This is a genomic window from Butyricimonas faecalis (genome assembly GCF_003991565.1).
GTDB classification, from domain to species: domain Bacteria; phylum Bacteroidota; class Bacteroidia; order Bacteroidales; family Marinifilaceae; genus Butyricimonas; species Butyricimonas faecalis.
The window spans coordinates 627358-641738 of the sequence record NZ_CP032819.1 but is presented as its reverse complement, the minus strand read 5'-3'; the positions used below and the strand labels follow the sequence as shown (position 1 = coordinate 641738).

The window sequence follows — 14381 nt, the reverse complement described above, 5'->3', positions numbered from 1 at the left end:
TCTAAAATCAAAAAGCATCTTTTTGTTTCCATTTTCATCAAAAAGCGTTATTTTTGCTTCCAAATTTTAAACATAAATCACTAATTAAGTAAAAAATAAGTTTGCCATGGCAATACAGAAAATTGATGACATCTACGAGTTATTGAAGGGAAATACCCAAAAAAAGCGTTTGGTTGTAGCTTATGCTAACGATAGTCACTCTATTGAAGCTGTAAACAAAGCAGTTGAAATGGGACTTGTTGAAGCAACCTTATGCGGTGACGAGAACGAAATCAAAAAAGTGTGCGCTGAGCATGGTTTTGATATCTCCCGTTTTAAAATTGTACACGAGCCGGTGGATACCAAAGCAGCTGCCAAAGCCGTACAAATGGTACGTGACAAGGAAGCTGACTTTATCATGAAAGGTTTGGTTAGTACCGACAAATATATGCGTGCCATCTTGAATAAAGATTGCGGTTTGTTGCCCCCGAAAGCCACCTTATCTCACGTGGTTGTGATGGAGTGCCCGAATTACCACAAATTGTTGGTGTTCAGTGATGCCGCTATCATTCCGGCTCCGGATTTCAGCCAGAAAATGGCTATCGTGAAATACGTTACCCAGATTGCCAACGCTCTCGGTGTGCAACGCCCGAAAGTGGCCATGATTTCTGCCACGGAACAAGTACTTCCGAAGGTGGAATCTACCACGGATGCCGCTATTCTTGCCAAGATGGGAGAGAGAGGCCAGTTAGGTAATATCGACATCGACGGACCGTTGGCTCTTGACGTGGCTATCGATAAGGAAGCTGCCGAGATCAAGAAAATCAAATCTCCGGTAGCGGGAGATGCCGACTGCTTGGTATTCCCGAACATCGAATCCGGTAACGTGTTCTACAAAACGAACACGAAGTTGGCTAACGCTCGTCAAGGTGCCATCCTTGTGGGTGCAACTGCCCCGAGCGTGCTCTCTTCCAGGGGTGACAGCGTGGACGCGAAATTGAATTCTATCGCGCTGGCTGCTCTTTTTGCAAAGTAAGATAAGCAAGATACAAGTGAAAAGCCGAAGTTGTTGCATAAACACTTCGGCTTTTCTGAATTATTTAAACAACTAAGAACACAGGCTTATTCATTTTCCTCCGTGATGACAATTTTGATTATTTTGTCTCCCTGACGGATGGCATCAATGACTTCCAATCCCTCGTAAACCTGTCCGAAACACGTGTGGCGTCTGTCCAGGTGAGCCGTGTTTCTACGGTTATGACAAATAAAGAATTGCGATCCTCCGGTATCCCGCCCGGCATGAGCCATGGATAGCACTCCCCGGTCATGATACTGGTTATCCCCGTTTAATTCACATTTGATGGTGTAACCCGGTCCCCCGGTCCCGTCGCCTTTGGGACAACCGCCCTGGATCACGAAATCCGGGATAACCCGGTGGAACGTCAATCCGTCATAAAAGCCTTCGCGGGCGAGTTTTACAAAGTTGGCAACGGTATTCGGCGCGTCTTTTTCAAAAAAAAGAACCTTCATGACACCTTTCTCGGTGTGTATTTCTGCTCTGTACATTACGAAATTGATTTTGAATTATCGCAAACAAATGTAGAGTATAATCCGAATGAATGCAAATCGTCCAAGTTTATTTAACGCAATTTCTGTTATTTGAATATAGTTAAAAAAAGAGGGTTTCCCCCGAATTTCGCGCCTTGAAAGATCGAAAATATCGGCATGTATTTAAAAACTTCGTCGTATATTCGCGTACGATAAAAAAAAGAGAGTATGACGTGTTGTAATAGCAGACGAAAACCGGAATGGTTGAAGATCAAATTACCGAAAGGGCAGAGTTCCACGGAGGTATTAAATATAGTTAGAAAGCATAATCTACATACGATATGTACCAGTGGTATGTGTCCCAACCAGGGCGAATGCTGGGGAAACAGGACGGCAACGTTTATGATTGGCGGGGACGTGTGTACCCGTTCGTGCAAGTTCTGTAACGTGAAAACCGGGCGTCCGGCCCCGTTGGATCCCGCGGAACCGGAAAACATCGCTAATTCAGTGAAATTGCTCGGTTTGAAACACGCCGTGATCACTTCCGTGGATCGGGATGATCTGGCTGATTTGGGTGCGGCTCACTGGGTGAAAGTGATCGAGGCCGTGAAACGGGTGAATCCCGAAACGACAATGGAGGTGCTGATCCCGGATTTCCAGGGACGGCGGGAACTCGTGCAACAGGTGATCGAGGTTCGCCCGGAAGTGATTTCACACAACTTGGAAACGGTGAGAGAATTGTCGGACGGCGTGCGTAGCCGGGCGAAATATGATACCTCCTTGCAGGTGATCCGCCAGGTTTCGGAATCGGGTATCGTTTCCAAATCCGGGATCATGTTGGGATTGGGGGAAACGCGTGAACAAATTCTCCGGACAATGGATGATCTGCTGGCCGTCGGCTGTAAGGTGATGACAATCGGTCAGTACCTGCAACCGTCCGAGGCGAATCTTGAAGTGAAAGAGTACGTGACGCCGGAAACCTTCCAGGAATACGAGCGTATCGGGTTGGAAAAAGGGTTCCGTTACGTGGAGAGCGGTCCGTTGGTTCGCTCCAGTTACCACGCCGAAAAGCATGTGAGATAAGTTATGAAACGGACACGGTTAATTGATCTGGGAACCGCGAGCTACATGCCCGTGTGGCGGCAGCAGGAAGAACTGCATAACGAGATTATCGCCGCGAAATTACGGGGAGAGGAAACGGGGAATTGCATGATTTTCGTGGAGCATAATCACGTGTACACGCTGGGGAAGAGCGGGAACGAGGCCAATATGCTGATTGGTGCCATCCAGTTGCAGGCTGCTCATGCTGAATTCGTGAAGGTAAACCGGGGTGGGGATATTACGTATCACGGCCCCGGCCAACTGGTCGTGTACCCGATCATTGACATGGCCAATTTCGGGGTGGGTGTAAAAGAGTACGTGGATCGGTTGGAAGAGGTGGTTATCCGTACCGTGGGAGAGTTCGGGATTACCGGGGAACGGTTGGAAGGTGCCACGGGAGTATGGTTGGATGCCCACACGCCCCGGGCCCGCAAGATATGCGCGATCGGGATTAAATGTTCCCGTTACGTGACAATGCATGGTTTCGCGCTAAACGTGAATACGGATTTGAATTATTTCAATTACATCAACCCGTGCGGCTTCGTGGATAAGGGGGTAACTTCTATTGCGAAGGAGGTGGGGCACGAGGTCCCCGTGGCAGAAGTGAAAACGATCGTGAAGAAGTATTTCGAGGAACTTTTCGGGATGGATTTTTACACGCTTTAATATAATTTGGCGGGAAATGTCATGCACTTCCCGCCATGAATTTGTTCTCGATTGTTTTAATTTTGTAGCCGAAATAAACGGGAACTAGTGGAGAGTTAGGCGGGAAATAAGGGCCGAAAAAGGAATGACAGACAGATCCCCTTCGTTGCAAACTCGTTTGGAGAGTGACTATGCTGTCGGGGAGGGGCAAATGTATTTTAATGCCGCATGCTTATTTCTCCCTTTATTCTTTTTTGATACATGATACTTTCTTGAATACATGTGAGTTAGAAGCAATTTAAGAGACAACGTGCATTTTATCCTTGCTTTTTATTTGAAGTTTAGCAATAATTTTGTTATATTCGTAGAACGAAATAATAAATTGACAAGGCGGAATGAAGAATAATATCGAGGTCGAAATATGTACTTTTTCTTTGGAATCGTGCTTGAATGCCCAGCAGGCAGGAGCGTCCCGGGTGGAGTTGTGCTCCGGGATGTATGACGGGGGAACCACCCCTTCCGCGGCCATGATTCGTATGGCCCGGGAAAAGTTATCCATACAACTTTACGTGATGATTCGCCCCAGAGGGGGTGATTTTCTTTATTCAGACCTGGAGTTTGAGGTGATGAAGGAGGATATCCGGTTTGCCAAAGCGTGCCGGGCGGATGGCGTCGTGTTGGGGATATTGAACGCTGACGGTTCGGTTGACGTGCAACGCACGCGGGAATTGGTCGAGTTGGCGGCTCCTTTGAAAGTAACGTTTCACCGGGCGATAGATATGACAAGGAATATGGAAGAGGCTTTGGAGGGGATTATCGAGGCCGGGTGCTACCGGGTGTTGACCTCGGGAGGACGCAACACGGTAAACGAGGGTATGGAGCAAATCGAAGCCTTGGTGAAACAGGCGGGAGGACGCGTGCAAATTATGGCGGGAAGTGGCGTGAATGCCGCGAATGCCCGTGCATTAATGGAATTGGGGGTGGATGCCATTCACTTGAGCGGGAAGAGCAGTCGGGATAGTGAAATGAAATTCCGTAACCCGAACGTGTTCATGGGCGGGGTTCCTGGACTGCCGGAGTACGAGCAGTACTATAGTGACGCGGAGAAGATAAAGGCCGTTTTAGATCATGTGCAAGGTAAAATTTAGAACATAAAATTCAGGGGGAGATGTTCATTCTACAGGTTGACTTCTAACTTCTAAATTCAATATATGCGAACATTTGTAGAGAAGATATTAAATGCCGAATGTGGGAGTATCGTGGTCCGTGAACCGGATTACGTGATGAGTCACGATAATTCGGCACGGGTTAGGTTTTTGTTTGAACGAATTCACGGTACCCGCGTGTACAAGCCCTCCCAGTTGGTGATCGTGCTGGACGGGAAGGTGTCGGGAGTGATCAACGAGTTGTCGTTGGAATATAATTCGATACGGGATTTCGTGGAAGAGCAGGGTATAGAGCATTTCTATGACTGTGACCGCGGGATCGGGCACCAGATTATTTCCGAACTGGTACGTCCGGGGATGTTGGTTGTCGGGAGCGATTCGCATACCGCCACGGCAGGAGCGTTCAACACGTTGGCCATGGGGATTAATAAAACGGAGACGGCCGTGTTATGGAAAACGGGGAAAATGTGGTTCCGGGTGCCCGAGACGGTGAAGATCGTTTTAAAGAACCGTCTGCCGGAAGGGGTGTTTGCCAAAGATTTGGCTTTGTGGATCAAGGGTATATTGAGTAAGTTGGACGTGAACGGGTTGGCGATCGAATATCACGGGGAAGGGGTTGCCTCCTTGTCCATCGATGATCGAATGACGATAGCCAATATTTCTACGGAAATGGGCGTGGTCAGTTCTGCTTTTCCTCCGGACGATCGGTTGGCCGACTATTTTAATGAACCGGCGGTACGGGGTGTTTGGGCGGACGAAGAGGCCGTTTATTCCCGGTTTATAGAGATCGATCTGGCGAATGTCTTTCCCATGGTGTATGACACGGGAAACAATGTTCTTCAAGCAGTTGAGGAGCTTGTCGGGCTGAAAATACAGCAAGGGCTCATCGGGGCTTGTGCTTCGGGACGATTGGAAGATTTGCGGTTGGTATCCATGATCTTGGAAGACAAACATATTGCTAACGGGTTCCAGTTATTCGTGGTCCCGGCTTCCAGGGATATATATTTGCGGGCGGTTGAAGAGGGCATTATCGATAAGATCGCACAGTCGGGGGCCGTGGTGCTTGGTTCCAGTTGCGGGCCTTGCCTGGGAGTGGGACGCGTGGCGTCTGTCGGAAACAGCTGTTTTATCTCTACTGCCAATAGTCAGTACATCGGGGGGAACAATCACTCCGGAGTCGAAAAATATATCGCTTCTCCGGCAACCGTGGCCATGACCGCACTGCGAGGGGAACTGACCCCGATGATTCATTTCGAGGGTGCCCAATATAAATATAATGTTCCCCGGGTTGAACCCGTCGTGCTGGGAGAGTATGATTATCGCAAGAGTAACGGGGTGTGGAATTACGGGGATATAGATAATATATCCAGTAGCCAGATTTTCTCGGAAAAGTTGACCTGTCGATTGACACTTGAACAGGTGGAAGAGATTAAACCTTATTTGTTTAAAGGGTTGGATCCGAATTTCACTTGCGACGTGAAGCCGGGAGATATTATTATCGCCGGGGAGAATTTCGGGTGTGGACGACTCGTGAAGCATGCGGCGACGGGATTGGTGGCCGTGGGGGTGAAACTGGTCATCGCGAAATCGGTGAACCGGGATTTCTACCGGATGGCTATTAATCACGGGTTACGGATTCTTATTGATTGGGCCGTGGTGGATGCTTACACGTCAGGGGAACGGCTGACAATAGATGACGAAAATCATGTACTATATTTGAACGAGAGAGCGTATAAGCTCCCTCATGTTGACGCGGAATTTCAAGACATCCTTGCGAAAGGAGGATTGGTAAATGCTTTTTCTTGAATACGGGAGTAGGAAGAAGAAGCTATTGATATTTATGTGTGTGTTGTTTTTTTCTGTGTCGGGGTGCCGAGGCAGGGAAGAGGGCAACCTTTAAAAGGTTGCCCTTATTCATGTTGATTTTGTAAATCTAAAACAACGGGATGTGGTAGATTAACCCGATGGATAAAGTTGAGGTGGAGTAGTTTTCGGCTCCCAACGCTTTGGCTTTACCCGTGAATCGATAAGAACGCCCGATATACGACGCGAAGAAGTGTAGGTTTTCCGTGGTGGGATAGTATTCGATTCCACCGAAATACCCATAAGCTGTCCGGTATTTCCCTTTTTCTATTTGATCGGCATATTTGTAAACAGAGGCATTCTCGTACATTCCTTTCACGAAAATATTCCACTTGGGTTGGAACCGGTAGTTTAATTTGGTAACCCAGGATTCGTAACGGGCATTTTTGATGCAATCGGCATTCCCTTGAAGACGTTGGAGGCTTGAAACAATGCCTCGGTTGTCGAGTTCTTCGTCAGAAAGGTAGAAATCGAGGTACATGTTGAACTTTCCTAAATCCAGTTCGTTACCGATGGCGTAAAAATGGTTGTTGTATCCTTTGGCCAGACTGAGTAGGGAGTATGACCAGCGGGTTCTCAACTTGTCGTTGAAGAAGTTGCCGTTCCAGTTGGCCGTGTAAGCGAGAGGTGCATGGCTTTCTTCCACGTCTCCCGGGAGTTGCCCGTAAATATCGTCCATGGAAGCCGTTCGGCTGTTCACGATTTGTAATGCAAGTTCTTGGGTTGGGGTGACTTGATACGAGAAGGTGATACCGGTCATGAAATCGAAGAGCATGTAATCGATCATGTCACTGTACTGGTAGATTTCAATCGGGTCCAAATCGTACTCGAAACCACCGTATGCTGCTGCCTGTTTCCCGATGGAGGTGACGAGTTTATCAGTCAAACGCACGGAGATCATGGCATAATCGATGGAGGAGGGGAGGTTGTCCAACGCGTGAGGGGTGTTGCTGCTGTTCAAGCGTTGCCGCCAACGGTAGGAAAGCCAGTCGTTGAGGTCACCGCGGGCTTCCAGTCGGAGCTGGTTCATTTTGAAGGCAGCCTGCTCGAATGTTCCGTCTGTAAATGTCCCGTTGAACGTGGTTTGCATGTGCAATTTCAAGTTGAAGAGATTATTCTTTTTCTCGATGTTTGCTACTCTTTCGAAAAGGGTTCGTCTGCTTGTCGTGTCGTTCAGATGGGATAACAGGCCTTGGGCTGACAGCCCGTGTAGCGATAGTGCTAATAGCGTGATTAGTAATAGTTTTTTTCTCATCGTTGTTATTGGATTAAAAAAAAACTAAAAGCTGGAGATCGTTCGAAAACAGCCTTCCAGCTTTTAGTGTTATTTGCTGATTGTATCTTATTTCAAGGTACCTTCTTCTGCTTGTTTGATCATGTTCGCGCTTGCCGTGATGTACACTTCTACACGACGGTTTTTAGCACGTCCTTCTGCCGTGCTGTTGTCGGCTACCGGTTGATCGAACGCGAGTCCTTCCGTGGTGATTCTGTTGCGGGCGATTCCGTTGCCAACCAAGAAGTTTGCAACAGCTTCCGCACGTTCTTTGGAGATTCTTTCATTCACGGCACGGGTTCCGGTGTTGTCCGTGTGGCCGTAGATCGTGATGTCCGTTTCCGGAGAGTTCTTTAGTGACGTGGCGAATTTTGTCAAGGCATCTTTGGACGACGCGCTTAATTGACTGGAGTTCGTGGCGAACAATATACCGTTGTCAAAAGTCACTTTAATGGCTTGCAGGTCGTTGGCATCAGTAACCGTTTCTACTTGAGCCCCTTGGATGGCTTCCAGTTCTTTTTTCTGTTTGTCCATCTTTCTACCGATCAAGGCTCCTGTTCCGGCTCCCACCGCACCACCAATGGCTGCCCCGATGGCTGCCCCTTTACCTTTTCCGACTAATGCTCCGATACCGGCACCAAGTGCAGCACCACCGCCGCCTCCGATAGCGGCACCTTTTCCCGTGTTGCTCATGGAGGCACATCCTGAGAAAATAATGCTTCCGCTTAACACTAAAATAGTGAGTAGATTAGCTCTTTTCATAGTGATAGTTTTGTTTATAAATTTAAATTGTAAATTCGTACTTTATTTGTGGTGCAAAAATAACATTCACTCAACCAATTTCAAAATAAAACAGGGTAAATCAAGCGTGGGAATATTTTTAAGTATCCCCCACGTTTGATTTACCCTGTTTATGAATCGTTAGAACATCGGTAATTGGTAAATAAATCCGACTTCCAGTCGTTGTGTGTTGTATCCTTTTTGTGCGGCACGGTCCGTGAATTTGTAAGAACGTCCCACGAAGGTGCAGAAGAAATGCAAGTTGCTGTCTTCTAACGGGTAGTACTCGATACCTGCCAAGTAACCGTAGGAGGTACGATAGTTCCCTTTTTCGATGTCACCGCGTGTTTTTGTCACGGAGGCCGTTTCATACATTCCTTTCACGAAGGCATTCCATTTCGGTTGGAAACGGTAGTTTATTTTTGTCACGACTGACAGGTATTCCGCGTCAAGAGCGTTGTGGTCATCGAGATCTGCATTCTGTTCTTTTAGGATTCCGGTAATGATACCTTTCCGGTCGATCTGTTCGTCGGAATACATGAAGTCGACAAACATATTTACTTTTTTTGAGAAAGTAAAGTCGTTACCTAACGCGTAGTAGTACATTTGTTTGTTTTTTGTTTCTGACATCACGGATGCCGACCAACGGGTTTTATATATCCCGTCGAATAGGTTTCCATTCCAGTTCAACGTGTACAAGAGTGGGGCACGGCTTTTTTCAAAACCGGGACCGTACGTTTCCTCTTGGGAACCGTTACGGCTGTCCAGGATTTGGAATTGAAGTTGATGGTTGTCACAGATTTGGTAAGCGATGTTCAAACCGGTCATGAAGTTGCTCATGTTCTCGATCATGTCGCAATACTCGTAGATTTCGATCGGGTTCAAGTCAAATTCGATTCCACCGTACGCGGCACATTGTTTTCCGGCGAAGAATGAGAATTGGTCATTCAATTTTACCCCGATGCCGGCAATATCAATGGAGGTCGGCATGTTGTCTATGTTGTTTCCCCCGTTGTTCCCGCGGTTTAAACGCTGTCTCCAACGATAGGATAACCAAGGGGTAATGTTCCCTTTTGCCTCGATACGGAATTGACGCATTTTGAATGCTGCCTCGCTTAGCCCGCTTTGGTCATAATTGAAACTGGCATCAAATGAACCTTGCATGTTCAAATAGAAGTTGAACCAGTCTATTTTTTTCTCTATGTGGGTTACTCGTTCGAAGAGGGGCTTTTCGTTCGTGGTATTTTGTGCGAAAGCACCTGTCGCACAACCGATAACAAGTATTAATAAAGCTAATTTTTTCATATTCTGAGTTTTTCTTCTTTCACGCGTTAATATTCGTTGAAATATTGTTGAATCTGTTGCCAGTCGTTTGTCTTGGTCAAAGCTAACATCAAGAGGATTCTTGATTTCTGGGGATTCAATTCTTGCGATGCGATGAATTTGTATTGATTGTCATCTACTTCCGCATCCAGTGTGGTAGGTCCTGTCGGAACACGGGTGGAACGAACGATAAGGATGCCGTTGTTGCGTGCGTTGATTAATTCGGGGAACACGTTTTTGTGGATGTTTCCGTTACCTAATCCGGCATGGATAATTCCTTTATAACCGCTGTTGGCCATCATTTTAACGACATCACCTTCCATGTTTGAATAACTGTACACGATACCTACTTTCGGAAGAGTGTTCAGATTTGTTACATCAAATACGGATTGGCTGGTGTGTTTTTTCAACGGGGATTGATTGTAGAATACTTTACCGTTGTAGACATAACCGAGGGCTCCAGAATTGGGGGCTTGGAAAGTTTGGACGTCAATCGTGTTCATTTTTAAAACACTGTGAGCCCCGAGGATGATGCCGTTCATGGAAACCAAAACTCCTTTGCCCATGGATTCTTTTGCTCCGGCAACCACCACGGCATTGTATAAGTTTAACGGACCGTCGGCGCTAAGAGCGGTAGAGGGGCGCATTGCACCTACGAGTACGACGGGTTTGTTGCTTTTCACAACGAGATTCAAGAAATAAGCGGTTTCTTCCATCGTGTCGGTCCCGTGGGTGATCACGATTCCGTCAATGTCTTTTCTTGCCAGTAATTTGTTGATTGTTTTGGCAAGTGTCAACCACACGTTGTCCGTCATGTCTTGAGAACCGATCTTAACGATTTGTTCTCCGGTTACATTGGCTATTTTCTGAATTTCCGGTACGGCAGATAGAAGCGTACCGATGGCAACTTGTCCGGCCGTGTAGTTGGTTCCGGTTGAAGAAGCTCCGGTTCCGGCGATCGTACCTCCTGTTGCCAGGATATGGATGTTAGGCAACTTTTGCGCGAACGTGGTCGCGACAGTGAATAGCACTAAGGCTACCAGCAAACTTAAATTCTTAAACATTTTCATAACCTGTAGTTTAAAATTTACTTATAATTGAAGTATTTAGAAAATCTGTATAAAGAGTAGTCCAAGTCCTACTGCCACAACCGTAGCAACAAGTCCGGGCATCATGAACGAGTGGTTTAGCACGTATTTGCCGATTCGTGTTGTACCCGTTCGGTCGAAATTGATGGCAGCGACTACGGTCGGGTAATTGGGGATGAAGAAATACCCGTTGACAGCCGGGAACATGGCGATCAGCATGTAAGGCGATATTCCCAAGGCTATTCCGAGGGGCATGAGTGCCCGAACGGTAGCTGCTTGGCTATACAACAGGATAGACATCACGAATAGGGCTATACCGAACAACCAGGGCATTTGGCTGACAATTTCTTCGATAGAGGATTTTAGTTCTGTCATGTTCCCTTGTAAGAATGTATCGCCCATCCAGGCTATACCGAAGATGGCTACCACGGCTTGCATGCCGGCACCGAAGACGGAACCTTGTGCGGCTTTCAACCCGTCGGTACGAGTTATGAGTAATATGAGCGCTGCTGCGGATAACATGATTATTTCAATGATGGATGGCATATCCAATACTACTTGTTCGTCGTTGATTATGAATAAAGGACGCATGGTATCGAATGAACCGAATAGCACGATGAATACCGTGGCAATGATAAAAACAAAAACCGATAGACTTGCTTTTCTCTGGTTGGCAACATTTTTCAGTTCGTATTTTTTGTCATTGAAAACGCCTTCTTTCAAACGTTTTTGATATTCCGGGTCATCAACGAGTTCTTTGCCAACCTTCATGGAAAAGAATGCCCCGACGAGTACGCCGATTAGCGTGGCGGGAATCGTGATTTTCAAAATGTCAAACAAAGTAATGTCGAAGCCGGCTAGCAATCCCAGCAATGCAACCGTGGCTGCAGAGATGGGACTGGCGGTAATGGCTTGTTGAGAAGCGATCACCGCTATTCCCAGGGGGCGTTCCGGACGAATCTTGGTTTCCGTGGCTACCTCGGCGATCACCGGAAGTACGGAATAAGCCACGTGACCCGTACCGGCGATAAACGTGAAGATGTATGTTACTAATGGGCTTAAAATGGTGACCTGTGCCGGATTTTTTCTTAATAATCGTTCGGCCACCTTAACCATAAGGTCCAATCCTCCGGCAGCCTGCATACACGCTGCCGCGGATATAACTGCCACGATCATGAGCATAACGTCAATAGGGGGTGCCGTTGGTTGCAGGCCGAACACGAATGTCAGTATCCCCAATCCGATACCTCCCATGACACCTAGTCCGATGCCACCTAGACGCGCTCCGATGATGATTGCTGTTAAAACGAAAGCTAATTGTAAAATCATTTCATTTATTGGTTTAAGGTTATATTTTTCCAATCATTATCAAGTGTTACACAATATGTCCTACGATGATCTCGAAATGAATGTTTCACTTTTTACAAATAAATGAAACTTGTTGTTATTACGCTAAAATCTGTATAAATGTGGATATCCGTTTAGGTCTTCGTTGTTCGGCTTTTATATAGTAGTACAATATTTGAGCCAAAAGTGTTATTTTTGTACTAAAATTTAACAAGCATGCAAGATTTGTACCTGTTTAATCCGGATAATGAAATTTCAATAGCCAATGGAACAAATGGTTATACACCCAAAGCAAATATTTCCATCATGGCTGGTGATCTGGCATTTTTATCTGCATATTTAGCGAAAAATGCTGATTACGTGTTGGTTGCGAGAATGCCGGACTTGAATTTTATGAAAGGTAGAAGAGAAGTTTTTGGGTTGGATTGCCAACCGATTATCTGGGAAAAAGCTCAATTACTTTCTTTTAACGAGATAAAGCCTTGGGGATGGAGTCCCCGGGTTCATAATTTATTGAAAGATTTGAAAAGTCGTTGTAACGAGCAGTTTAGGGAGAGTGTGATGGCCACGTGGAGTGAGGAACGGAGAGGTTTGTATAGTCGGCGAGTGGCTGCTGCTTGTTTGACGGATATGATACGCGCTATTCCCGGTATAGGAGAAGAGGTTATCCCTTGTGAATGTAGGACATTGGCAGAAATTCGGTTGTTGTCAGAAAAGAGGGATATCGTGGTAAAAGCTCCTTGGTCTTCTTCCGGTAAAGGGGTACTTTTTATCCCGAAAGGGCAGATGACCGGTAAAGAAGAGGAAGTTTTATCCGGTTTCTTGCATAAACAAGGGTACGTGATGGTGGAAAAAAGGTTGAACCGGGTACTGGATTTTGCCATGGAGTTTGAGATGGATCGTTTGTTTCACTTGAATTTTCTTGGGTATTCTGTTTTTCAAACTAGTCGCCGGGGGGAATACGAGGGGAATAGGGTGGCATCGCGTGCTCGTTTGGAAGGGATGATCTCAAGATACACGGGCATGGGTCTCCTGCATGAGATACGGGAACAGTTGGAGAAGGTGTTGACCTCGGTGTTTCACGGGAAGTACGTGGGATGTTTGGGCGTGGATATGATGATATACGAAGATGAGTCGGGAGGATTTGGCGTACAGCCTTGTGTCGAGATAAATCTGCGTTATAATATGGGGATTGTTTCAATCGCTTTGCAGCGTTTTTTGCAAGAAGAGGTCGAGGGTGTTTTTACGATTCGTTTTTCTCCAAAGCCGGGAGAGATTATGCAATCGGTGGAAGAAAATAGAGATGCGTATCCTTTGCAAGTAAAGACGGGGCGGATAACAGCCGGATATATAAATTTAACACCGGTATCTCGCGAGTCACGCTTTGTCGCTGAATTATATGTAGGTGATAAATAAAAAGTTTGTAAACTTTATGAACTTTTATAGGGAAAATAAAGAAAATTTTATTCTCTTTGCCGTTGATAAAAAGGATGAGTAATTTATAGATAAGCATATGCATACGAGAATGAAAGGTGAGGGTATCAAGGGGCTTTTTATTGAGCAAATTGTTCCGGTCATGGAGAGGCATGGTTATCATTTCATGAAGGCTAAAAATGCATTTGTTTATGAGGATCAGGAGTGGAGGAACGAGTGTGTTCTTCGGTTTACAAACTGGGAAAATAATCAGTTGTCTTTGCGTACGGAGTATTTTGTCACTTGTAAGAAAGTCAGCCAATTCTACAAGGCGGCGATATTGGAAAAGGATTCCATGCCTATTTGTGGTGTGCTGGATGTCGGGTGGGTTTACAAGTATTTGGGAATACCTTTGAATGACAAACCTTGGTTTCGAATGAAAATTGCAAAACTTCATTCGCTCGTGCAGAAATGGATTGTGGAGTTCGAGAGCGTGGGGCTTTCTTTTTTCAAGGAAATGAACGATTATGAGAAGTTAGAGAAAGCGTTGGATATTTTCAATGTTTCGGGTTGGGCTCCTTTGGCTGTTTGGACCGGGGAACGTGTTTTGCATGGAATTTGTTTGTATTATTTGAATACTCATGACAAGCGGGGGACTCTCGGCTTGTTCGATTTGTATCGTGATAAAGTAGGGGAAATGGAATATTCCCCGATTCGGGAACAGTTTGAGCGTTTGGAGCGATACATGAAATGTTTGCCCGAGACGATCAATCCCCAGAAGATATGAAGATAAAGAGGGAATTGTCGAGAGTGGGGGTGACGGTGTATTTGAAATCCGGTATTAAAGATGGTGAT

General features: G+C 46.1%; 13 protein-coding genes. 7 read left to right on the top strand and 6 right to left on the bottom strand.

Translation table 11 applies throughout. The features are described from left to right. Window positions 1–106: 106 nt before the first annotated feature. Window positions 107–1015: a bifunctional enoyl-CoA hydratase/phosphate acetyltransferase gene (locus D8S85_RS02670; RefSeq protein ID WP_106624718.1), complete on the top strand. Its 909-nt coding sequence runs from the start codon at window positions 107–109 to the stop codon at window positions 1013–1015. 86 nt (window positions 1016–1101) lie between these two features. On the opposite strand, the gene D8S85_RS02665 is transcribed toward D8S85_RS02670, so the two are convergent. Next, window positions 1102–1545 (bottom strand): peptidylprolyl isomerase, encoded by a 444-nt coding sequence (locus D8S85_RS02665; protein ID WP_106624717.1) that lies wholly within the window; start codon window positions 1543–1545, stop codon window positions 1102–1104. A gap of 210 nt (window positions 1546–1755) precedes the next feature. Between D8S85_RS02665 and lipA the strand changes: the two genes are divergently transcribed. From lipA to D8S85_RS02645, 4 genes are all read left to right on the top strand, one after another. Beyond that, complete coding sequence (gene lipA, locus D8S85_RS02660) at window positions 1756–2610, top strand: lipoyl synthase (RefSeq protein WP_127074767.1); 855 nt, start codon at window positions 1756–1758, stop codon at window positions 2608–2610. 3 nt (window positions 2611–2613) lie between these two features. After that, window positions 2614–3294, top strand: coding sequence for a lipoyl(octanoyl) transferase LipB (gene lipB, locus D8S85_RS02655; protein ID WP_106624715.1), 681 nt, complete (start codon window positions 2614–2616; stop codon window positions 3292–3294). Window positions 3295–3668: 374 nt separating this feature from the next. Continuing rightward, window positions 3669–4421 (top strand): copper homeostasis protein CutC, encoded by a 753-nt coding sequence (locus tag D8S85_RS02650; RefSeq protein ID WP_181951172.1) that lies wholly within the window; start codon window positions 3669–3671, stop codon window positions 4419–4421. A 63-nt stretch (window positions 4422–4484) separates the two neighbouring features. Then, window positions 4485–6245: an aconitase family protein gene (locus D8S85_RS02645; protein WP_127074766.1), complete on the top strand. Its 1761-nt coding sequence runs from the start codon at window positions 4485–4487 to the stop codon at window positions 6243–6245. A 127-nt stretch (window positions 6246–6372) separates the two neighbouring features. On the opposite strand, the gene D8S85_RS02640 is transcribed toward D8S85_RS02645, so the two are convergent. From D8S85_RS02640 to D8S85_RS02620, 5 genes are all read right to left on the bottom strand, one after another. Beyond that, window positions 6373–7557, bottom strand: coding sequence for a porin (locus D8S85_RS02640; protein WP_127074765.1), 1185 nt, complete (start codon window positions 7555–7557; stop codon window positions 6373–6375). Between the two features lie 87 nt (window positions 7558–7644). After that, entirely contained in the window at window positions 7645–8337 is a 693-nt protein-coding gene (locus D8S85_RS02635) for an OmpA family protein (RefSeq protein ID WP_106624712.1), read from the bottom strand. Between the two features lie 159 nt (window positions 8338–8496). Further along, window positions 8497–9660, bottom strand: a complete 1164-nt coding sequence (locus D8S85_RS02630; RefSeq protein ID WP_106624711.1) for a porin — start codon at window positions 9658–9660, stop codon at window positions 8497–8499. Window positions 9661–9686: 26 nt separating this feature from the next. Further along, window positions 9687–10748 (bottom strand): L-asparaginase 2, encoded by a 1062-nt coding sequence (gene ansB / locus D8S85_RS02625; protein ID WP_106624710.1) that lies wholly within the window; start codon window positions 10746–10748, stop codon window positions 9687–9689. Between the two features lie 36 nt (window positions 10749–10784). Beyond that, on the bottom strand, window positions 10785–12095 hold the full coding sequence (locus D8S85_RS02620) for an anaerobic C4-dicarboxylate transporter family protein (RefSeq protein ID WP_106624709.1): 1311 nt from the start codon (window positions 12093–12095) through the stop codon (window positions 10785–10787). Window positions 12096–12329: 234 nt separating this feature from the next. Here D8S85_RS02620 and D8S85_RS02615 point away from each other — a divergent pair, with 234 nt between their 5' ends. Together D8S85_RS02615 and D8S85_RS02610 are read left to right on the top strand one after the other, a co-directional pair. After that, on the top strand, window positions 12330–13529 hold the full coding sequence (locus D8S85_RS02615) for a hypothetical protein (RefSeq protein ID WP_106624708.1): 1200 nt from the start codon (window positions 12330–12332) through the stop codon (window positions 13527–13529). Window positions 13530–13626: 97 nt separating this feature from the next. Next, window positions 13627–14313 (top strand): hypothetical protein, encoded by a 687-nt coding sequence (locus tag D8S85_RS02610; RefSeq protein WP_127074764.1) that lies wholly within the window; start codon window positions 13627–13629, stop codon window positions 14311–14313. The last annotated feature ends 68 nt before the right edge of the window (window positions 14314–14381 follow it).